This window comes from Psychrobacter sp. Pi2-1 (assembly GCF_904846645.1).
In the GTDB taxonomy this organism is placed as follows: Bacteria; Pseudomonadota; Gammaproteobacteria; order Pseudomonadales; family Moraxellaceae; genus Psychrobacter.
This window is the reverse complement of the sequence record NZ_CAJHBO010000032.1, coordinates 1-21,041: the sequence shown is the minus strand read 5'-3', so window position 1 is coordinate 21,041 and position 21,041 is coordinate 1. Positions and strand designations below refer to the sequence as shown.

The 21,041-nt window shown below is 43.4% G+C and carries 18 protein-coding genes; 8 read left to right on the top strand and 10 right to left on the bottom strand.

What is annotated here, in order from left to right; genetic code table 11:
• Window positions 1-300: 300 nt before the first annotated feature.
• On the bottom strand, window positions 301-867 hold the full coding sequence (locus tag JMX91_RS12865) for a DNA glycosylase (RefSeq protein ID WP_413786798.1): 567 nt from the start codon (window positions 865-867) through the stop codon (window positions 301-303).
• A gap of 482 nt (window positions 868-1,349) precedes the next feature.
• Between JMX91_RS12865 and upp the strand changes: the two genes are divergently transcribed.
• Window positions 1,350-2,009, top strand: a complete 660-nt coding sequence (upp, locus tag JMX91_RS12860; RefSeq protein WP_057761878.1) for a uracil phosphoribosyltransferase — start codon at window positions 1,350-1,352, stop codon at window positions 2,007-2,009.
• A 73-nt stretch (window positions 2,010-2,082) separates the two neighbouring features.
• Complete coding sequence (locus JMX91_RS12855) at window positions 2,083-2,832, top strand: SDR family NAD(P)-dependent oxidoreductase (RefSeq protein WP_201549538.1); 750 nt, start codon at window positions 2,083-2,085, stop codon at window positions 2,830-2,832.
• A 69-nt stretch (window positions 2,833-2,901) separates the two neighbouring features.
• On the opposite strand, the gene JMX91_RS12850 is transcribed toward JMX91_RS12855, so the two are convergent.
• Window positions 2,902-3,582 (bottom strand): hypothetical protein, encoded by a 681-nt coding sequence (locus JMX91_RS12850; protein ID WP_201549536.1) that lies wholly within the window; start codon window positions 3,580-3,582, stop codon window positions 2,902-2,904.
• Between the two features lie 223 nt (window positions 3,583-3,805).
• Between JMX91_RS12850 and JMX91_RS12845 the strand changes: the two genes are divergently transcribed.
• Window positions 3,806-4,777: an alpha/beta fold hydrolase gene (locus JMX91_RS12845; RefSeq protein WP_201549535.1), complete on the top strand. Its 972-nt coding sequence runs from the start codon at window positions 3,806-3,808 to the stop codon at window positions 4,775-4,777.
• A 79-nt stretch (window positions 4,778-4,856) separates the two neighbouring features.
• On the opposite strand, the gene JMX91_RS12840 is transcribed toward JMX91_RS12845, so the two are convergent.
• From JMX91_RS12840 to tyrS, 3 genes are read right to left on the bottom strand one after another with little or no spacing between them, the layout of a single operon-like run.
• Window positions 4,857-5,096, bottom strand: a complete 240-nt coding sequence (locus tag JMX91_RS12840) for a DUF1653 domain-containing protein (protein WP_201549534.1) — start codon at window positions 5,094-5,096, stop codon at window positions 4,857-4,859.
• A 31-nt stretch (window positions 5,097-5,127) separates the two neighbouring features.
• Window positions 5,128-5,706, bottom strand: a complete 579-nt coding sequence (locus tag JMX91_RS12835; RefSeq protein WP_201549533.1) for a GNAT family N-acetyltransferase — start codon at window positions 5,704-5,706, stop codon at window positions 5,128-5,130.
• 38 nt (window positions 5,707-5,744) lie between these two features.
• Window positions 5,745-6,956, bottom strand: coding sequence for a tyrosine--tRNA ligase (tyrS, locus tag JMX91_RS12830; protein WP_201549532.1), 1,212 nt, complete (start codon window positions 6,954-6,956; stop codon window positions 5,745-5,747).
• A gap of 143 nt (window positions 6,957-7,099) precedes the next feature.
• On the opposite strand from tyrS, the gene JMX91_RS12825 reads away from it, so the two are divergent.
• The 4 genes from JMX91_RS12825 (at window position 7,100) to JMX91_RS12810 (ending at window position 11,979) form a co-directional block, all read left to right on the top strand.
• Window positions 7,100-8,032 carry a DUF3800 domain-containing protein gene (locus JMX91_RS12825; RefSeq protein ID WP_201549531.1) on the top strand — a complete coding sequence of 311 codons (933 nt, stop codon included), beginning with the start codon at window positions 7,100-7,102 and terminating at the stop codon, window positions 8,030-8,032.
• Between the two features lie 190 nt (window positions 8,033-8,222).
• Window positions 8,223-9,536 carry an anhydro-N-acetylmuramic acid kinase gene (locus JMX91_RS12820; protein ID WP_201549530.1) on the top strand — a complete coding sequence of 438 codons (1,314 nt, stop codon included), beginning with the start codon at window positions 8,223-8,225 and terminating at the stop codon, window positions 9,534-9,536.
• A 153-nt stretch (window positions 9,537-9,689) separates the two neighbouring features.
• Entirely contained in the window at window positions 9,690-11,024 is a 1,335-nt protein-coding gene (gene fabF, locus JMX91_RS12815) for a beta-ketoacyl-ACP synthase II (RefSeq protein WP_227679422.1), read from the top strand.
• 130 nt (window positions 11,025-11,154) lie between these two features.
• Window positions 11,155-11,979 (top strand): hypothetical protein, encoded by an 825-nt coding sequence (locus JMX91_RS12810; protein WP_201549528.1) that lies wholly within the window; start codon window positions 11,155-11,157, stop codon window positions 11,977-11,979.
• Window positions 11,980-12,088: 109 nt separating this feature from the next.
• On the opposite strand, the gene JMX91_RS12805 is transcribed toward JMX91_RS12810, so the two are convergent.
• From JMX91_RS12805 to JMX91_RS12785, 5 genes are all read right to left on the bottom strand, one after another.
• Window positions 12,089-13,906, bottom strand: coding sequence for an aminopeptidase P family protein (locus JMX91_RS12805; protein ID WP_201549526.1), 1,818 nt, complete (start codon window positions 13,904-13,906; stop codon window positions 12,089-12,091).
• Window positions 13,907-14,324: 418 nt separating this feature from the next.
• Complete coding sequence (locus tag JMX91_RS12800; protein WP_201549524.1) at window positions 14,325-15,893, bottom strand: peptide MFS transporter; 1,569 nt, start codon at window positions 15,891-15,893, stop codon at window positions 14,325-14,327.
• 300 nt (window positions 15,894-16,193) lie between these two features.
• Window positions 16,194-16,637 carry a hypothetical protein gene (locus JMX91_RS12795; RefSeq protein ID WP_201549523.1) on the bottom strand — a complete coding sequence of 148 codons (444 nt, stop codon included), beginning with the start codon at window positions 16,635-16,637 and terminating at the stop codon, window positions 16,194-16,196.
• Between the two features lie 192 nt (window positions 16,638-16,829).
• Window positions 16,830-18,404 (bottom strand): apolipoprotein N-acyltransferase, encoded by a 1,575-nt coding sequence (gene lnt / locus JMX91_RS12790; protein ID WP_201549521.1) that lies wholly within the window; start codon window positions 18,402-18,404, stop codon window positions 16,830-16,832.
• Between the two features lie 276 nt (window positions 18,405-18,680).
• A complete protein-coding gene (locus JMX91_RS12785) occupies window positions 18,681-19,580 on the bottom strand; it encodes a CBS domain-containing protein (RefSeq protein WP_057761902.1) in 900 nt (299 codons plus the stop codon).
• 288 nt (window positions 19,581-19,868) lie between these two features.
• On the opposite strand from JMX91_RS12785, the gene JMX91_RS12780 reads away from it, so the two are divergent.
• Window positions 19,869-20,930 (top strand): DUF4105 domain-containing protein, encoded by a 1,062-nt coding sequence (locus tag JMX91_RS12780; RefSeq protein WP_201549519.1) that lies wholly within the window; start codon window positions 19,869-19,871, stop codon window positions 20,928-20,930.
• Window positions 20,931-21,041: the final 111 nt, after the last annotated feature.

Here is a 21,041-nt window from a genome sequence, read left to right as displayed (position 1 = left end):
TAACCGCGTTATTAATATGTAATTTACATATCAGTTGCCGCTAGTCCGTCTGATGAGGGCGTATTATAGAGGGTTTAATTTTTGTGTCAACCTGTTTTATTAATGTTTTTAATCTTATTTTAGTAGAATATGAAAATGGTAATTCTTTCAATGGGTTATATATTTATATGATTTGAGATAATTGATGGGTAGTTGGAGATGCGCTCTGAACGATAGACCTGTTAGATATGTTATTGGGTTTTACTGACTGCATAAGCTTCTCTATTTCTAACATCCATCTATAAAGAATTATCTTTTATATTACAACTTACCTACCCTCTCAAAGAACGCCTTATAAGCCGCGACTTTCTTATCCAACGATAATGGATAGGCACGTGAGGTTGACGGTAATCTATATAAGGTTAAGTCATTAACATCCGTTTTTTTATTATTCGCATTCTGCCATTGATAAGGGTAATCCATACTTTGATTGGTTTTCGGATACTTTGATTTAGCAATTGGCTCATCTAGTAATCCGAGCAGTACTTCGGTCGCCTTACCTCCTGTCGTAAACAATGACGCTACCTTCGGCACTTGCGGCAAGATAACCTCTAAATCAACAGGTGTGACTACTGTTAGATTTTTATCCGAAGCATTACCCGTCTCACGGATCGCCTGCTTTACTGTCGGACAAGACGCAATGCCACGTTCAAACATAAAATCTCGAATGCGCTCAGGGTCAAAGCGTTTTTCATCGCCTATTCTAAAGTAGTCAGCATCGTTAAAAAATACTCGACCATATATCCGCCACATATCATTATAAAAATTGGGATAATGAAAGCTCATTGCCCATTTATCAGCAGTCGGTGGAAAAGTACCCATCATCATGACCGTGGCATTGGGCGGTAAGACAGGTTCAAAAGGATGGGTTTCAAGCTCTGTGGCTTTGTCATCAAATGATGTCAGTTTAGTATCAGTGGTTTTTTGAGTGCTTGGTATTTTTATAGTCATGATATTCTTCATCAGAAAAGCGGTTTTTTTGGTATCATAGCAAGTCTAAACACTACCTCACTTATAATCATGTTGTATAGTCAAACTTAGTCGGTTCAATCGGTTGACTTAAGACAGCGCGATATCATTTTACTTAGCCTGAATTGCTTAGGCTTTGATAGCAGCTGTGAACGCAAATATCGTCATTGCGATAAATGAGCACTGTCGTAAAGTAGTTAATTAGCTTGATTGTGAAGGGTTTAACTTTACTATTTATGAACTGAAGATATGGTTAAAGTGCGGTAAGTGTTTGTATCTTTTATACTAATAGCAACCGCAGTAACTGCGCAAGCATCAGACAAGAAACCAAGAGAGTACTTATGAGTGACTTAAACAGCGATTTAAAAATTACGGTAATCGATCATCCACTAGTCCGTCATAAACTCAGCCTCATGCGCGAAAAAGACTGTAGTACTTATAAATTTCGTACATTGACCAAAGAGCTTGCACGCTTGATGGCTTATGAAGCGAGCCGTGATTTTGAAATTGAAACTTTTCCAATGGAAGGCTGGTGTGGCGAAATTACTGGTGAGCAAATCATCGGTAAGACGGCGACGATCGTACCGATTTTACGCGCAGGTATCGGCATGCTTGATGGGGTGCTCGACTTGATCCCTACTGCTAAGATTTCTGTGGTCGGTCTACAACGTGATGAAGAAACGTTGCAGCCAGTCCCTTTCTTTGAAAAATTTGTTAGCCACATGGACAAGCGTCCTGCGCTAATCATCGATCCAATGCTAGCCACGGGCGGCTCAATGGTTGCGACTATTGAGATGCTAAAGAAAAACGGCTGTACTAACATTAAAGCATTGGTATTAGTGGCTGCACCTGAAGGCGTACGCTTGGTAAATGAAGCGCATCCTGACGTGACTATCTATACCGCTGCATTAGACAGCCATTTGGATGAGCACGGTTACATCATCCCAGGTCTAGGCGATGCTGGTGATAAGATTTTTGGTAAGCAGTTATCAAATAGATAAGTCGCATTAGGGTAAGTAAAGCCGTCATCAAAATTATGGCAACAGCAGACAACATCAATAATAAGGACAGATCATGAACGTATTGATTACAGGAGCGAGCACGGGTTTTGGTAAAGCGTTGGCAGAACGTTTGGTTGCTAACGGCCATCGCGTGATTGGTTGCGCCAGACGCCTTGATAAACTGAATGCTTTGGCAGAAACTTTAGGTGAGGCTTTTTTACCTGTGGTTATGGATGTGAGCGATACAGCGTCTATCCCTCACATCATTGCTGACTTGCCTGATGATTTTAAACAAATCGATGTCTTAGTCAATAATGCAGGATTGGCACTAGGTACAGAGCCTGCTCACAAGGCCAGTCTTGATGACTGGATGCGTATGACTGATACCAATATTAAAGGCTTGATGGCGTTGACCCATGCGGTCTTGCCAGCGATGGTCGCGCGCGATAATGGTTATATTATCAATGTCGGTTCAATTGCTGGTAGCTGGCCTTACTTTGGTGGTAACGTTTACGGCGCAACTAAAGCATTTGTAAAACAGTTCAGTTTAAACTTGCGAGCGGATCTGATTGGTACTCAAGTACGCGTGACCAACCTTGAACCTGGTAATGTGGCTGGCACTGAGTTTTCAAACGTGCGCTATCACGGCGACGATGACAAAGCTGCCAAGGTGTATGATGGCTTTAAAACTATGACAGGTGAAGATATTGGTGATATTTTGTTATGGTTGATTGAGTCGCCTGCTCATATTAACGTCAACCGCCTAGAAGTAATGCCAGTCGCCCAGACCTATAATGGACTGACGATTGCCAAGCAAGATTAATATTAACTGCTCGACTAGTTTTAGTGTCAATGTTGATTATCAATATAACACTTATCAACACCGAACCTGTTAGCGCATCTCATAAGATCGAAGCAATATAGAGTCATCTATATTGCTTTTTTTTATGTCTTCAATAGCTTGCTCATTGACCAAACGCAAATCCTGAAAGTCTAAAATCAGCACTTCGTTACGCAGACGTTCGCTAGTACGCTTGTTATGTCGTATCGCAAACCCTAAAACTTGCTTACCCGTGATGGTTATCTGATTAATAATTAACTTTGAATTATTCACGGTCAGCTTTTTGGACAGATTCTGAGACATTTTCTGAGCATTTATTATTGTCGTTGCCGGGTTCACCGTCGTGGTTAACGTCTTCGTCTGTCGTACACTTTTGGGCATATCTCCTGCAAAAAATAATACCTGATTGAGCGGTAAATACTGCGCATGGCGTACTAATTCTTGTCGGAACAATGCGGGCATATCTGTATTAAAACTGTCTTCTGTCTGCTGATAAAACGCGGTGAAGTTACGATGTAAATAACGCCCGAACACCGTAGTATTAATCCATTCCTGATAAACATCGTCTGCTAATAACTGCTTGGTAAAAGCACTGGCATCAATTGTGATATCCCTACTCAAAGTAGCAGACAACATCGATAGTAAAAGCGCCTTCGGACTGGTAAATGTCTGCTGCTGCCATACTTGTGGATATAGGCTACTATCGAGTAATGGTAATGTTGATCTACTCATGCACTTGTATCCTCAACGATAATTTCCAGCCCCTACATATCACTGTTATCGTCTCACTGTTAACTTTTACCCTTAGCCAAATTCTATGCTATGGTCAGGCGACAGCTTTAATATAGCAGTCTTTTATTCGCGGTATAACTATTTTGTAGCGGTGTACTCTACCGCCATACTTTTTTAGCTAAGTTGACCGAGACAGCTTGAAAAATCAAAGAGATATCATTCTATGAAAAAAGACCTCATACCCTTTCCTACTCCCTATCAGCTAAAGACCATTACTGTCCAAACAGCTGATGGAACGCTGCTGCCCGTCTCTGTCATTGGCAAAGGTAAACCTGTCCTATTAATGCACGCTTTCGGTATGGATGCGAGGCAGTTTTTGCCATTTATTTTACCGCTCATTCAGAATTACTGTTTTTACTTGCCGCATTTTAGAGGGTTTGGTTTGGCCAGTAATCTAACGTTGCCAACGTTTGATTTTATTGAGCAATATGCACAAGATACCCAAGATGTGTTTGTATACGTGAGCGAAGAAACCGGCTTTGAGGCTTTTCCTGTTGCCGCGATATCGATGGGAGCATTGGTAATGTGGGCGTATTTTCAGCACTTTGGCACTCAGCGCGTGAGTCACTATCTGAATATTGACCAAGCACCGATTATTCATAATCAGCCAGACTGGCAAGGTGGCGGTGTATTTGGTACCCAACAAACCGAATTGTTTGCGCAATTTACACGGTTGATTACCGACACTGCTCCTTATCTACAAGCCGAACAAGTGGTTGACTTCCGTCATCTGCCCTATCGATTAAAAGTAAATTTATTAGACATGGAACGCTCTTTTTCTCTGCTCTCTGTCAGTAGCAAACCTTCGCAATTATTGGTAAAAGCCCTCAGTTATCGGGCACCGCACAAAATCTCACTAATGGAGCACGCGACTTGGCAACACAAACTGCGCTGCCTATCAGCTTATGTTGCGCTGCCCTACGATTACCGAGATGTTTTGCCAACAGTCAATATTCCGACTACCTTACTGATTGGTGCGCGCTCGCAATTGTATAATGCAGAATGGCAACAGCGTTTGACCACTCTGCTGCCCAATGCACACAGTATTATTTTGCCAACATCAGGTCATGCTGTACCGATGGATGCACCTGTGGCATTTTATAATGTCTTAAAGCAATTTCTAAGAAGTCATTAGTTTTAGCAGACGTAAAAAAAGCGACTTTGAAAGTCGCTTTTTCTTTGTTCAATGAGTTGTTATTTCAGTTTGCAGAAAATTAATCCGCTAACGCTTTGATTAATTCAAATCGTGGAATTTCCTTACCATCGACCGTAACCGTTTCAGCAAACATCGCAAGCGGACGTACCCACACGCCGTATTCACCATATAAGCAACGATATACCACTAGCGATTCCTCAGTTTCTGAATGCTGCGCCACATGCAATACTTGATACAGGCTGCCTTTATAATGGCGGTAAATGCCTTGGGCTACCGTGTTTTGACTTTGTTGAGACATAAACCACTCATTTATATTAATAGTTAAAAGATTAATAAACGCTTTGTACTTTCGCTACAAGCTTGGGTTTTATATCTACCCATTCAGAGCTAACGACGCTGTACATGACTGTATCTGAAATAACGCCGTCACGGCGTACTCGATTGCCACGAATCACACCGTCTTTTTTAGCACCTAAGCGCTCGATGGCTTGTTGCGAGCGATGATTGTCAATATCTGTACGCCATCCTACGGTCTGATATTCTAGCGTTTCAAATATATAAGTGAGCAGCATCAGTTTACAAGTCGTGTTGACGTGCGTGCGCCAGTAAGATTTGGCATACCAAGTATAGCCAATCTCTAATCTTTTAGTAGTCGGCAAAATGTCATGGAAGCTTGTTGACCCAATCGCTTTGCCAGTATGCTCATCAATGACGGCAAAAGCTTGTCTATCAAGCATTGAATCTGCGACATTGATATAGTCAATGACCTTGTCTGGCTCAGGTACAGATGTCACGTTTATTTTCCACAATTCACCATCTTGGCAAGCTTTAATCAAGTCAGTGGCATGAGCGAGCGTTAATGGCTCAAGGGTAATATCATTACTCGATAAGGTAACCTGTTCTAGCATTTATCTCTCCTCAAGCCATTATTGATGTGAGCAAGCGCTTAAGCAACCGTCACTTTTGCATAAGCCTTTTTGCCTGCTTGAATAACAACCGTCTGACCTGAGGTTAGACTAAAGCCACCATCAACGACTTCGCCATCTACTTTGACCGCGCCACGTTTTACCATATCTTTGGCCGCTGAGTTGTTTTTAGCGAGCTTGGCTTGGTTCAGGATTTGAGTGATAAACAACGCATCTTGCCCTTCTAGATCCAACATAATTTCTGGCAAGTCGACTGGTAGCTCGCCATCTGCTAAAACGTTACCAGCAGATTTGTGCGCATTAGCAGCGGCATCAGCATCATGGAAACGTTCGATTAACTCTTCGGCTAAGATACGTTTGATTTCTTGTGGGTTACGGCCACCTTCCATGTCTGCCATCAAGCTTTCCACCTCTTCCATCGGCTTAAAGCTTAAAAATTCAAAGTAACGATGGATCAGTGTGTCCGGCATCGACAGGATTTTTTGATACATGGTACCTGGTGCATCATAGATCGCGACATAGTTGCCCAGTGATTTAGACATTTTGTTGACACCATCTAGCCCTTCTAAGATTGGCACAGTGATACAAACTTGTGGTTCTTGGCCGTAGCGTCCTTGCAATGTGCGACCCATTAGCAAGTTAAAGGTCTGATCGGTACCGCCAAGCTCAACATCGGCTTTAAGTGCAATAGAATCGTAGCCTTGTACTAACGGATAAAGAAACTCATGGATTGAAATGGGCGTTTGTGATGCATAGCGTTTAGAGAAGTCATCACGCTCAAGCATACGCGAGACGGTTTGCTGACTGGCAAGCTGAATCATGTCAGCAGCGCTCATGTCATTGAACCACTCAGAGTTAAAGACCACGCGAGTTTTTTCTTTGTCCAAGATTTTGAATACTTGCTCAGCGTAGGTCGTGGCATTGGCTTTGATTTGCTCATCAGTCAATGGTGGACGCGTGCTGTTTTTGCCAGAAGGGTCACCAATCTTGGCGGTATAGTCACCGATTAGAAAATAAATCTCATGACCCAAATCTTGAAAATGCTTAAGCTTATTGATCAATACTGTGTGACCTAAATGCAGATCAGGGGCGGTAGGATCAAAGCCAGCCTTGATACGTAGTGGACGATTGAGCTTTAGCTTAGCCACTAAGTCATCTTCAGACAATATCTCTTGCGTACCGCGCTGAATAAGGGCCAGTTGTTCTTCTAGGGTGTAAGTTTGATTGGTCATGATGCTCTCTATATATCACTTTAATTGGGATTTTTATGAATGACGGTTACTGGCTCAACACCTTAGGAAGTTTAGAACCTCAAAAGGTTGGAAAAAATGCTAGAATTTGACGGATATATTAGCGTTTTTTAAGGTAAATTGCCATGACCAACCCCTCTAATGAAGCACTACGACAACTGCCTCTGTTTGAGTTCGCTAATGACAATGATTTCCAATCATTTAAATCAGAGTCGCGACCAGATATAGATCAAGCAGCTTTTAGTGATTACATAGTTTATGTTGACGAAAGTGGGGATCATAGCCTAGAGAGTATCGATCCAGACTATCCAGTTTTTGTTTTAGCATTTGGAATATTTCATAAGCGCCATTATGCTGAAAAAATCGTACCAGCTATCGAGAAGTTCAAATTTAATAACTTTGGTCATGACTTAATCGTTCTACATGAACACGAAATTCGAAAGAAAAAAAATGCCTTTACCTTATTGAATAATCAAAGTCTTAACAAATTGTTTTTAGATGATTTATCGCAGATTATGCAAAGTAGCAATTTCATACTGGTAGCTTGTGTAATAGACAAAATTAAACTACAAAACTCTGATATCTTGAGAGAAGAAAACAACCCTTACCACTTAGCATTGGGCTTTTGTCTAGAAGGATTATATGATTTTTTGCATGAAAAAAATCAACTTGAACGCAAAACACATATTCTAGTTGAATGTAGAGGTAAAAAAGAAGACAAGGCTCTAGAGCTTGAATTTAGAAGAATGATTGATGGAAATAATCGTAAAAATGTTCCATTACCATTTGATATTGTATTTGTAGATAAGCAAGCAAACTCTACGGGCTTACAATTTGCAGATTTGGTCGCACGACCAGTAGGGATAAATTATCTTAGACCTGCTCAAAACAATAGAGCTTTTGGCATATTAAGAGAAAAATTCATGTGTCGTGGAGGTCGAGACTGTCTAGGACAAGACTATGAAGGATATGGATTGAAAATTATCCCCAAAAATATTATTTCTAAAAAACCCATTTCTAGAAAAGCGAAAAGCCTCCAGGAACCCCCAGAAGCTTAGACGCCGACCGGGAACCCCCAATCCACTTGGCATTATTATACCTTTTTAACGAAGGCTAAACAATCTATAAAATACACTTTCTTTATGAAAGCTATAAAATAATTGTCGGAGTATGTTTATTTCCAATACCTGATAGCACCTAAAAAAGATTTAAACGACTTTCACATGAGATAATAACTTGAGTATTTAAATGATAAAAAAATATAATGATTTTAATGATAAGAAAGGTAATGATATTGGTGATCGTTACGCCACACTGACCGATGCCCTTGAGCAAACCGTGTTTGAAAGCTTTGATGATGGCTTATATATCGGCATGATGTCGGGCACCAGCTTGGATGGTATGGACGCTGTTATTTGTCAGTTTCATCATGATATGGGCGATACAGAAAATATCAGTAATAAAGATAACACCCAACCGCCGATGCAGTTGCTTGCGACGTATAGTCAAGAGTTTCCGCCACGATTGCGTGAGGTCCTATTGGCATTGTGTCAACCTAATGGTGTGAATCAACTCGTACCAGAGGCCGATGAACCAAACAGCGAGCTTGACTGGTTCGGCTGGGCAAGTCGCGAATATGCGGAATTTGCCAGCGAAGTAGTCAATACGCTATTACAGCAAGCAAATATCGATGCTGAATCAATACTGGCGATTGGCTGTCATGGGCAAACAGTACGCCATCGCCCGCAGATGGGTTTTAGCTTGCAATTGGTCGATGCCAATATTATCGCTGAGCGTACAGGTATTAGCGTCGTCAGTGATTTTCGTCGCCGTGATATGGCCGTCGGTGGTCAAGGTGCGCCATTGGTTCCTGCCTTCCACCAAGCACTGTTTGGCGCATCTGATGACACACGCGTAATATTAAATTTGGGCGGTATTGCCAATATAACCGTCTTGCCTGCTGATGGAAAAGATCAGGTTGTTGGCTACGATACGGGACCTGCAAACTTGCTATTGGATGCGTGGACAGCATTGCATACTGATAATAGCTATGATGCGAGCGGTGCTTGGGCACAGTCTGGAGTCATCATTGAACCGCTATTACAGCAATTTTTGGCACATCCATTCTTTGCTCAGTCTCATCCCAAAAGTACGGGCCGCGAAGATTTCAACTTAGCTTGGCTACAAGATGAGCTACAAACATTCGATCAGGCTTCTGTCTATACCCGCTACTCATCTGCAGATGTACAAGCCACTTTGACTGAGCTAACTGCCATCAGTGCAAGCGCGCAGATCAATAATTTTATAACTACTGATAAAAATAGCTCAGTGTATGTCTGCGGTGGCGGTGCATTAAATGACTATTTGATGACGCGTCTGCAAGCCCATCTACCCTACTCTACAGTGATGACCACAGATCATTTAGGGCTGGCACCAACATGGGTAGAGTCAGTCGCTTTTGCATGGTTAGCCCGACAAACACTGATGGGCGAAACGGGTAATTTACCTGCTGTAACTGGTGCCAATAAAGGCGTGGTATTGGGGCAAGTTTGCTTTGCCTGACCAGTTAGATTTTAGTTTACATACGTGCACCAATGTGTTTTATAATAACTTTAAAAACGCCATCCTCTTAGGACCCGTAAGTATAGGACATATCGCATGAGCCAACACAGCACTTCACCTATCGACCAAGCCACCAATGATGACACAAATAATATGACCGCAGCTCCTGTATACAAATCGCGTCAAAAACCGCCTCATTACGAGCGCTCTGATGATACGCGTGTGGTGGTGACTGGTATGGGTGCCATTACGCCGCTTGGTCTAGACGTGGATAGCTCATGGACCAAATTGCTCAATGGCGACAGCGGTATCTCACCGATCAACCATTTTGATGCGACTGGCTACCGCGCGCAAATCGCAGGTGTGATCAAAGATTTCGATGCCAAGCAGTACATGAGCGCCAAAGATGCGCGCCGCTATGATGATTTTATACATTACGGGATTGCAGCGTCTTCTATGGCATTGAAGAATGCAGGGTTTATCGATGAAGTCAGTGCTGCTGATGCACCTGTACAAGGGGTTGACCAAGATCGCTTTGGTATTATATTGGGTTCAGGTATTGGTGGTATCCAAACTATCGAAAACAGTCGCGATACCCTACGTGAAAAAGGCGCAGCCAAAGTATCACCTTTCATTATCCCAGGATCTATTGTCAATATGGCAGCAGGGTTGGTCGCGATTAAACACAACTTAAAAGGTCCAAATCTTGCGACATCAACGGCCTGTACTACCGCAACTCACGCTATCGGCCTTGCTGCGCGTTTGATCGCCTACGGTGATGCCGATGTGATGTTGGCTGGCGGTAGTGAAAAAGGCTCAAGCCCACTTGGTATAGCGGGTTTTAGTGCCATGCATGCCCTCTCCACGCGTAACGATGAGCCAACCAAAGCATCACGTCCGTTTGATAAAGGCCGTGACGGTTTTGTACTGGGTGACGGTTCTGGCATGGTCGTCTTAGAAAGCCTTGCTCACGCCAAAGCGCGCGGTGCAACGATATTGGCAGAGCTGGTCGGGTTTGGCATGAGCGATGACGCCAGTCATATTACTGCACCACCAGAAGACGGTAGCGGTGCGGCAAGAGCGATGCAAAATGCGCTAAACGATGCTGGTATCGAGTCATCAAGCGTCGGTTATGTCAACGCTCATGGTACTAGTACCCCTGCTGGTGATGTTGCTGAGTCTATTGCTATCGAAACTGTGTTCTCTCCTGTGAAAGACAGTATCTTAGTTAGCTCAACCAAATCGATGACCGGTCACTTACTTGGTGCTGCTGGTGGAGTTGAAGCTATCTTTACAGTACTTGCGCTACAGCATCAGCATGTACCACCTACGATCAATCTAGATGATGTCGAGGACAACTGTAACCTTGATTATGTAGCTAATAAATCGCGCAAAGTTGATAACTTGCAGTATGCAGTATCCAACAGCTTCGGCTTTGGTGGTACCAATGGCTCCTTGGTATTTGCTCGCTGGCCTGTCAATCAATAACAGCCATCTATCTACAGCGCAGCGCATGGTAATGAATGCGTTGTAACGTTGGTGTCAGATTGGCTACGTTTGTCCACTTGCAGCCCCTTATCGTACTTGCGTATGATAAGGGGTAATTTTTGGAACATTTATGGAAGATACCATGTCAAGCTACTCATTTTCCCATCAGTTTTATCAACGCTGGACGTGTGCACCTGAGCCAGTACGCGCAGCGATTACCCAAGAACTAAAAGACATCACTACCCTGCTGCAATCTGACACCTCATTTGAAGACTTTACTTTTAATACCCATGACTTAGATGCGTATGTAGACGAGCTATATGACAACTACAATGCTGAGCAAGCCATTGCGAAAGCAATCACGGACAAACAAGAACAAGAAGACGCAGCAGCTGCAAAACAAAAACTAGAAGACGAACAGAAGCAAAAAGAAGAAACCACACGTAAGGCAGAAGCAACTCGAAAAGAACAAGAAAAAAATGAGCAGGCAGCGTTAGAGGTAGACAACGACAAAGAAATAGCTGCTACCGACGTAGCTAAATCAAACACAGATAAAGTCGTGGCAGATATCGCTGTTACTGATAATTCTAGTGCAAAGACTGAAAAAGACGCATCAGAAGTCGTAAATACTGAAGGCAATGCTAACGATAATAAAAATGCTGATAACAAAACCATTAGCGAACAGGCACATGCGCTTAGTAATAACCACATTAAAGATATTAATAACAAAGCCAGTGCCGCGATTAATTTGGTATTGAAAGACGCGAAGCTAGATGCGACACATCAACAGCTAATCCGCGAGCTAGAAACACAGGTCGATGACTATCTCAGTGAGCAAATGATGCTCATGTCTGAAAATCTGAAATCTTGGCTACGTGCTGAGATGACTCAGCATTTCAGTGAGCAAAATACGTCAGCTACTACTGAAAACGCGGCTAAGAAAAATATTCACTAACGGCAACAATCTCTATTTTCTAAAAAGCTCTGCAGCACAAACATTAAAAAGCCCCGTAAATAATTTACGGGGCTTTTTAATACTTTTAGTTAATGTTTTGAGCTTGGTATTAAATGGCTTTAGTACGTTCAGTCAGCCATTCAAGCGCTGCACCTTCAACACGATCTTTTAGCTCTGCGAAGACTTGACTATGATAATCATTTAACCAATCAATCTCAGTTTGATCCAACAGTGACGGCTCAATCAGACGCGTATCGATTGGGCAGTAAGTGATGGTCTCAAAGTTCAAGAAATCACCAAACTCTGTCTCAGTAGGCTTAGCAACTGGCGTATTTACTACCAAGTTCTCGATACGGATACCCCATTTTCCTTCACGGTATAGACCTGGCTCATTACTAGAAATCATACCGACTTTCATCGCACGCTCTTTTGGCGTGCTGGCACTATAAGCGATGACCTGTGGGCCTTCATGTACGTTTAAGAAATAACCAACGCCGTGACCCGTACCATGACCATAATCCATTTGCGCTTGCCACAATGGCGCACGGCAAATTGCGTCAATCAATGGTGAGGCAATACCATCAGGGAAATGAGCACGAGCTAGCGCAATGTGTGCTTTGAGTACGGTGGTAAAGTCGCGCTTGTGCTCAGCGGTTATTTGTCCGATGCCAACCACGCGTGTGATATCCGTTGTGCCATTTTGGTACTGTGCGCCTGAGTCAATCAGTAGCAATCCGCCTGCGCCCTCGGCCACATCAAGGTAGCTGAATTTTTCTGGCGTGGCGCGGTAATGTGGCAACGCACCGTTTTCATTAAAGCCTGCGATGGTCGGGAAACTTGGCGAGACATAATGCGGCTGACGACTACGCACATCAATCAGCATACTATCAACATCCAGCTCACTTAGACGCTCACCGTTTGCTAGACGCTGCTCAAACGTGGCAAAAAACTCAGCCAAAGCGGCGCCATCTTGACGCATCGCTTCACGCACATGTTCGATATCTGAGTCAGCCTTCACTGATTTGAGTAGCGTACTAGGCGCCATTTGCTCAATAAAGCCAACATCGTCTGCCATTTTTAAGAGTGTACCTACTGCAACTTTGCTCGGATCTAACAGTAGTAAATCGTCTGGCGTTAATGCGCTCAATGCCTCTTGCACAGCAGAATAGTCAGCCAATGTGATACCACTGTCTTTTAGACTCTGTGCAATATCTTCGCTTACTTTATCAGTATCAACAAACAACGTTGCTTTGTCTGCGTCAATCAACATATGTGACAAGAATACCGGATTATAATCAACATCTGCGCCGCGCAAGTTCGTCAACCAAGCGATGTCATCTAAGCTTGAAAGCAGATGATGGGTCGCACCTGCTTCTGCCATGCCTGCACGCACATCAGCAAGCTTTGAGGTGGCTGACTGAGCAAGGAACTGCTCATCATGAGTATATAATTTGGCCGCTGGTAGTGCTGGACGATCTGTCCAAATTTCTGTCAGCACATCACGCTCAGTGATCAAAGTAATATCATTGGCATCAAAAGCATTTAGCAGGCGATCTTGCTCGGCGATAGATAGTACGTTGCCGTCTACTGCTACGCTATCCCCTTCTTGCAAATGATCGGCTAGCCAGTCGATATGATTTGGCTGACCTGGCGCAAGCTTTTCTAAAGTAATACCTGTGCCTTCTAACTGGTCGGCAGCATGTACCCAATAACGGCTATCCGTCCATAGACCTGCAAAATCAGCAGTCACAACAAGCGTGCCGACAGAACCGGTAAACCCTGACAGCCATAAGCGTGCTTGCCAGTATTCTGGTAGATATTCAGATAAATGTGGATCAGCAGACGGTACGATGATTGCGGTGAGATCTTGCGCGGCTAAGGTGCTGCGTAAGTTAGCAATACGTTCGTGAATGGCTTGTTTATTCATTGAATGTGTCCTTATAGAAATTATAAAAATATGATGATGGAGCGATTATTTACAATCGTCTTGTTCTAATAGTCGTCTTGTTTGAGTTGTTGATACCGCTTTAGTTTTAATAAGATATTTATTATCGATAGCAATTATTCAAGCAAACAGTCTACTTATTTAGCTATCTAATTATGTTTGTTTGGGTAATTACTTCTATTTATTGAGAATAAAAAATTGAATTAATATAGGCTTATAAAACGCTGTACTGCTGTTTATGGTGAGCTATCATTAGATGTTTGGGCAGATAGTAAGCTTTCAATAGCTCGTGCCAAATATCTCACCAACTAAAACAATAAAACGTGCTACCAGTAATGGTAACACGTCTCATCATATGTCACTTGTGCTGTTGTTAATCACAAATGTACATCAGATTATCTTATTGCTTGGCCAATTGTTTCTCACGCTCGCTTTCTTTAAGCATCTTATTAATAGGTTTTGCTAGTATCAATAATAGTACAGCGGTAACTACCAAGAAGATGGTCATGGTGGTAAATAGACCTGGTAAGCCTTCGATTTTATCAGCTGATACATGCCCACCGAAGAAGGCGGCAACCAAGTTACCCATAGCGATAGAAGCGAAGAACAGCCCCATCATTTGCCCTTGCATACCCTCTGGCGCTAGCTTAGTCATGGCAGACAACCCAACTGGGCTTAATGCTAACTCACCTAGCGTCAATAATAATAAACTACCTACCAACCATAGCGGCGATGCCAAGCCAGCACCAGGCGCTAAAATGCTTTTTGAGGCGAAAATCATCAAGGCAAAACCTGCCGCTGCGAGTAGCATACCGAGTGCAAACTTAGCCATACTGCTAGGCTCAAGACCGCGGTTACCAAGCTTGACCCAAACAATACTAATGATAGGAGCCAATATTAAAATAAATAGTGGGTTCAATGACTGGAACCAAATACTTGGTATCTCAAACCCTAAAACGTTCAGGTCGGTATAACGATCGGCAAATAAGTTAAAAGACGTTGGCTGCTGCTCAAAGCTTGACCAGAACAGCGTCGAGCCAATGATTAAAACAAAGCAAATTAACAAGCGTAGTTTGTCTGTCTTATCCAATCGTGGTGAGATAAACATAATAGCGAAATACAAGATGACGACCGCAGCAATGATATACGTCATATACTCTGCAACCATCTCAGGATTGAACGATATCATGCCGGTAGACACTAATAGCACTGCGGCTACTAGCAAGGCGACAAAACCACCAACCCAGCGACCGATGTTTTTATAATGGTCGTTAGATTTTTCCCACTCGGCTGAGATACCTTTGGCACATGCATAACGTGTTAAGTTCTTTTGCGCGACAAAACGATAAATCAGTAATGAGACCAACATACCCAAACCACCAACGCCAAAGCCGACATGCCACATGCCTTTTTCTTTGAATACGCCGACGATAAGTGCCGCTAATAACGCACCGATATTGATCCCCATATAAAATAAGGTGAAACCGCCATCACGGCGAGAGTCGCCTTTAGGATACAAGGCACCAACCATCACTGAGATACAGGTCTTAAATAACCCTGAGCCCAAGACAATACAGATTAAACCAACGAAGAAAAGCGTCATACCAAACATCGCTGAAAGCGCGATACACAAGTGACCAAGGGCAATAATGATACTACCCCACCACAGCGCACGCTCTTGACCTAGCCAGTTATCTGCTAACCAGCCACCTGGTACTGCTGCTAAGTATAACGAACCAGCGAAAATACCATAAATAGCAGAAGCGGTGACTTCACTAAAGCCAAAACCGCCACTGCTCACTGTTGCCACCATAAATAAAACCAATAGTGGACGAATACTATAATAGGAGAATCGCTCCCACATTTCGGTAAAAAACAATGAGCGTAAGGGCGCAGGATGTCCCATAAAGCCATTGTCTAGTGCTTCTAGCTCTGCTGCACTAGCCCCCGATTTTGTTTCTGTGCCCATAACTTTATTCCTTTAAAGATCATATTTGTAATGACCAAACCCCTGATTATCCAGATGGACGGTCATATAGGCGGAACATTGTTTCACTTGGTTATAATCAAGTAAAGAAAAAGTTGGTCAAAAATTACACAAATACTCATAAAAAAAAGCCCGCTCTCAATGGTTGAGAACGGACTCTTTTTATGACTATTTAGAACTGTATCATTATGCTTATAGCACTGTTGATAGAGACTTCATAATAAGACTCATTTTATAATTAAGTAGCACTATTTTAGATCATTTACACAGTCATACTACAGCTTACTGTGCTGCGGTCTCTTCAGTAGCTTCACCAGCCTCTAAGTCACCATCCGCTTGCTCAGCTGTCAAATCAGCATCAGCAACAGCGGCTTGGTTTACAGTGCCAGAGGCAGTCGCTGTACCTGCTTCCGCAGTAACGACTGCACTATCTGCATCTGCCGCTGGTGTTGCATCTGCTGCAGTTTCAGGCGCTGTAGCATCTGACGCTTCTGCTGTTGTTGCAGCTTCTGCATCGGTTGGAGCCGCTGCTTCTTCAGTAGCAGTAGCTCCCGCTTCATCTGCAGCAGCTGATGCTTCAGTTGTCTCAGCAGTGATATGCTCGCCTGCTGGACGCAAAAATGCAGAAACACCAATAAGTAAGACAATACCTAAGAACATGGCAATGCCACCTAAAGCGAATAACAGCTCTTTTTTTGGATTGTTATTAACGATACCTTCTGACATACCTTATCCACCTTGCACAAAATATTTGAAATATTGACCTATTATATCGCAATTTATACTGATTTGTGAAAACCCTTAAGTATTTAAAGGGTTTATTATCCACAATTTTAACATCTGTTTTTGGCACTTGTGACAGCTAACCACTTAATCAGTTATCTATTATTCGCTATCGACACATCTTACTTAATAATATTACTTAACCAAACGTACTGGAGACTTAGTACGTTTACCCAAATAGCTGAGTATCAGCAGCAGTGTCATGATAAACAACATAGGATACTGACCAAAGCGCATAAACGGCGTGTTGCCAACTCGTGCCTGAATATCACCGCGCAATACAGTACGTTCAAACTGCGGTGCACGCTCTACGATACGACCTTTGTGGTCAATAATAGCTGTCACCCCCGTGTTGGTCGCTCGCATAAACCAGCGACCGTTTTCTAGCGCGCGCATCTGTACCATTTGTAAATGCTGTAATGGGCCTGCTGACGTACCAAACCAAGCATCGTTTGAGATGGTCAATAAGAAGTCCGTGCCAATCGCATTTTTGCGCGTAGTGTCTGGATAGGCCACTTCGTAACAGATGGCTGCGCCTAGGTTGTGCCCTCGAACACGCAGCGGCGACTGCTGATCACTGCCGCGACTATAGCTCATAATGTCTTGGCTACCTGCTAGATTTGGCAGAATATCAAGCACGCCTTGGAATGGAATATATTCCCCAAATGGCACCAGACGTTGCTTCTTATACAGGCCTTCTGCCTGTGCTCCTAGCGCTACCACGCTATTGTAGAACGGAGGATATTTATCTGTACTGGCATCAAACGCCGCTTCATCCTTATAGGGAATACCTGTCACCCATGTCGTGTCAGTCTCTTTGGCCATCGCAACCATTTCACTGATAAAACCCACAGCCTCTGTCTGAAACATAGGAATCGACGATTCAGGCCACAGCACGATGTCACGCCCCCACTCGTCACGGGTCAACGTTGCATAGATTTTTAGCGTCTCAATCTGATACTCGGTGAGCCATTTTAGGTCTTGCGGGATATTACCCTGAATCAAAGATACTGATAAATCAGGGGTTCCTTTTGGTTTGGTCCACTGCGGATTGATCAACCAAAGCGTGCTACTAATGATTAGCAAGGCTATCGATGGAATCATATAGCCACCGCGGCGACGCAATAGCTCAACGATACTGGCAGCCAATAATACCGCTACGAAAGAAACCGCAAAGACGCCAGCCACAGGCGCGAGCGAAGACAGCCAATACTGCTCAGTAAACGCATAACCGACGAATAGCCAAGGAAAGCCAGTAAATAGCCACGTTTTCATCCACTCTTGGAGTATCCACAGGGCGGCAAAAGATAAAGGCTGCTTGCCGACCACACGATTAAAAATTAGCGCCAAAAAGCCGTGGAATAGTCCCATGCCTAAACCCATGAGCGCAATCATAATCAGCGCAAGCCATGCGGGTGTATCGCCATAAACGTGTATCGAGGTATATAGCCAAAATGCGCCAACACACCACAGTCCCGTACCGTAGGCTTGACCAATTAGAAAGGCGCGGCGACCTGTCATCGCTGGTACCAATAACGCATATAAGATGGCAGGCGATACCAAGGCAACTGGCCAAATACCATAAGGCGCGAGCGCGAGTATAAAAGCGGCCCCTGCCAGCCAAGCTATTAGTACCGTCAACCCCATATGTAAACCTTTTGGCTTATCGGGGTTCAGACGTTTTTGCAAATCAACAGTAGACAGACGCATAGCAGTTATCCAAAACCATATTTTCTAAAATTTCTCAGCTGAGCGATGAGATAACACTCACGCAAAATCTGACTGCACAATGCTTTATGCAGGGCCACAAGTAAAACTCACCCATGATACCAGTCAAAACCTACAAGTGGGTAAATTTGCGTAGCTAAAACCTCATTCTAAAGTTCAAAAGGCAGAAAGCAAAAAACACGATTTTTCATCGTGTTTTTTATGGAATTTGCTAACAAGTTTTATTCATTGACCAACTATCGTGACACTATAAGCAAGCTAGTGACTGCCTATCAATATCTGTTGCTCAGCATTGGTTTTGGTCAGCTCTAGGTTTTGGATAAATCGCCCTTCGACATCGGTAATGGTAATTTTCCAATCATCTATCACGACGCTCTCGCCTTCTAAATCACCAACGAAGCCAAGTGCTTGCATGACCAGACCGCCCATCGTATCGACATCAGTATCGTCAAAACGACTACCCAGCTCATCATTACAGTCTTCAATTACTGTAGACGCTTGGACACGCCATGTGTTTGGCTTTTCTGGATCAGGGACGATGTTATTGATGTCGCTGTCTTCATCAAAGTCATCATGCTCATCGACGATGTCGCCAACGATTTCTTCTAACAAATCTTCCATGGTGACCACACCACCGAAGTTACCAAACTCATCAACGACAATCGCCATGTGTACTTGGGTGCGCTGCAATGAGCGTAGCAAGGTATCAGAACGAGCCGTCTCACTGATATATAACGGCTGGCGCACCAAGTCTCTGAGACGCTTACTGTCAATTTTGTCTTCTTGGTTGCGAACCATATGTACCAGAATCGGAATCAAGTCTTTCGCCAACAAGATACCGATGACGGCATCATCATCTTGACTGTCAAAAACAGGATAGCGCGAGTGGGTGGTCTCAAGAATGATGTCCATCACTTCGGCAAGGCTGGTGCTCTCGTGCAGACCAATCACTTGCGGACGCGGTGTCATGATTTCGCGGACTTGTGTCGCAGGCAAATCTAGCACGCCTTCTAACATATCGACAGTATCAGGCTCTAAAAACTGGCGCGAGTCTTGTACCAGACGAATCAATTCATCACGGGTTTCGGGGGCGGTCGATAGCCAGCGTTTTAAGCCGCGCATCGACCAACTACTCGGGCTGGGAGTGTCGTCAGACATGGTGGTGTGATTTAACCTCTTTAGTTAATAAAATTCAGAATAGTATTCAATAGAAAAACGAACAATACTCAATAAAAAAACAAGTAGAGCCTAGATGGGGATAAAAGTAGCAAATAAAACGGCTGGTTTGTTATTAATTAATGCATGAATAACAAATTTGCTAGTACAAATTAGCTTCACTTTATCGCAAGGCTCACCGACATTCAACGACAAATTCACTCAAATTGTATTGTCAGCGTGTTATAAACTTTGCTATGGTCAAAGCCTTTATTTATCAAAGCAAACCCTATGTCGCTACGTTCCGTTTTTTCTCGCTTACTCTCGTCGCATACGCGTAGTCGACAGTTAGACAGTCGTGGCTTAGAGAGCTGTGGTTTAGAGAACCTTGACTTAAAATGCGAAACATTAGAACGTAAACAGCCAAAGCCTACATGGCGCCAGCGTCTTGTGACTTTTTTAATTGCCGTTACGTTATTGTTATCAGCGCTATGGTTATTACTCGCGATTTGGTATCAATACGGCGTCAGCTCAGTATTGACTTGGCTTGTGACAGTAGCGATTGTAGGTATATTAGCTGCGCTGCTAAGTACGCGTTATTGGGATGCCGTCACAAAAGTATTGCACAGTGACTCATTGTCTAATAAAAAATCAATTAGCAAAGGCACAGCAACTAGGCTGCTTATCGGCGTATATGGCGCTATTTGGCTCATAGGTCTAGGTTGGTTCTTTTCTATCGAACCGAAACAAGATCGAGAATGGATGGCTGAAGTCGACCAGCGAGTCTCCTATGAGCGCGATGCGACCAACCCTGATTTGGTTACCTTAACCAATGTTCGTAACTTTGATTGGCAAACTGAAGAGGATGCTACCGAGCACTGGGATACCCGTACGATTGATCTGTCTAAATTATCTGGCGTTGATGTGACCAATTCTTATTGGATGGGTCCGCTAATCGCTCATACATTGGTTAGCTTTCGATTCGAAGATGATAGACCACTTGCCTTCTCATTTGAGATTCGTAAAGAAAATGGTGAGTCTTTTTCAGCGCTGGCTGGGTTTTTTCGACGTTATGAGCTGAGCCTGATTGCCGCAGAAGAGCGCGATATTATCTACACTCGCAGCAATGCGCGCGGCGAGCAGGTTTATCTGTTTCCTATTAGCAATTTGCAACAGCATGAAGTCAAATCACTATTTGAATCTTATCTGACTGCGGCTGATGATTTGAACGCTAAACCTGCTTGGTACAATACACTGATTAGCAACTGTACCAATATTATCTTTTATATGGCGCGTATCGTCAGTGGCGATCGTTTGCCATGGGATTATCGAATTTGGGTTGTAGTGGCATAATAAACTTGGACAGTGCATAAGAGGTTTATACTACCCTAAAAAAGGAAACTAGTATGACCAACAAACGCAACCAATATACCCGAGAATTCAAACTTGAAGCCATCAGCTTAG

What these genes read in the sequence shown, in the direction of transcription:
- JMX91_RS12865 (WP_413786798.1), bottom strand. Translation starts at nt 867, where the DNA reads ATGATGATGGGTACTTTTCCACCGACTGCTGATAAATGGGCAATGAGC.
- upp (WP_057761878.1), top strand. Translation starts at nt 1,350, where the DNA reads ATGAGTGACTTAAACAGCGATTTAAAAATTACGGTAATCGATCATCCA.
- JMX91_RS12855 (WP_201549538.1), top strand. Translation starts at nt 2,083, where the DNA reads ATGAACGTATTGATTACAGGAGCGAGCACGGGTTTTGGTAAAGCGTTG.
- JMX91_RS12850 (WP_201549536.1), bottom strand. Translation starts at nt 3,582, where the DNA reads ATGAGTAGATCAACATTACCATTACTCGATAGTAGCCTATATCCACAA.
- JMX91_RS12845 (WP_201549535.1), top strand. Translation starts at nt 3,806, where the DNA reads ATGAAAAAAGACCTCATACCCTTTCCTACTCCCTATCAGCTAAAGACC.
- JMX91_RS12840 (WP_201549534.1), bottom strand. Translation starts at nt 5,096, where the DNA reads ATGTCTCAACAAAGTCAAAACACGGTAGCCCAAGGCATTTACCGCCAT.
- JMX91_RS12835 (WP_201549533.1), bottom strand. Translation starts at nt 5,706, where the DNA reads ATGCTAGAACAGGTTACCTTATCGAGTAATGATATTACCCTTGAGCCA.
- tyrS (WP_201549532.1), bottom strand. Translation starts at nt 6,956, where the DNA reads ATGACCAATCAAACTTACACCCTAGAAGAACAACTGGCCCTTATTCAG.
- JMX91_RS12825 (WP_201549531.1), top strand. Translation starts at nt 7,100, where the DNA reads ATGACCAACCCCTCTAATGAAGCACTACGACAACTGCCTCTGTTTGAG.
- JMX91_RS12820 (WP_201549530.1), top strand. Translation starts at nt 8,223, where the DNA reads ATGATAAAAAAATATAATGATTTTAATGATAAGAAAGGTAATGATATT.
- fabF (WP_227679422.1), top strand. Translation starts at nt 9,690, where the DNA reads ATGACCGCAGCTCCTGTATACAAATCGCGTCAAAAACCGCCTCATTAC.
- JMX91_RS12810 (WP_201549528.1), top strand. Translation starts at nt 11,155, where the DNA reads ATGGAAGATACCATGTCAAGCTACTCATTTTCCCATCAGTTTTATCAA.
- JMX91_RS12805 (WP_201549526.1), bottom strand. Translation starts at nt 13,906, where the DNA reads ATGAATAAACAAGCCATTCACGAACGTATTGCTAACTTACGCAGCACC.
- JMX91_RS12800 (WP_201549524.1), bottom strand. Translation starts at nt 15,893, where the DNA reads ATGGGCACAGAAACAAAATCGGGGGCTAGTGCAGCAGAGCTAGAAGCA.
- JMX91_RS12795 (WP_201549523.1), bottom strand. Translation starts at nt 16,637, where the DNA reads ATGTCAGAAGGTATCGTTAATAACAATCCAAAAAAAGAGCTGTTATTC.
- lnt (WP_201549521.1), bottom strand. Translation starts at nt 18,404, where the DNA reads ATGCGTCTGTCTACTGTTGATTTGCAAAAACGTCTGAACCCCGATAAG.
- JMX91_RS12785 (WP_057761902.1), bottom strand. Translation starts at nt 19,580, where the DNA reads ATGTCTGACGACACTCCCAGCCCGAGTAGTTGGTCGATGCGCGGCTTA.
- JMX91_RS12780 (WP_201549519.1), top strand. Translation starts at nt 19,869, where the DNA reads ATGTCGCTACGTTCCGTTTTTTCTCGCTTACTCTCGTCGCATACGCGT.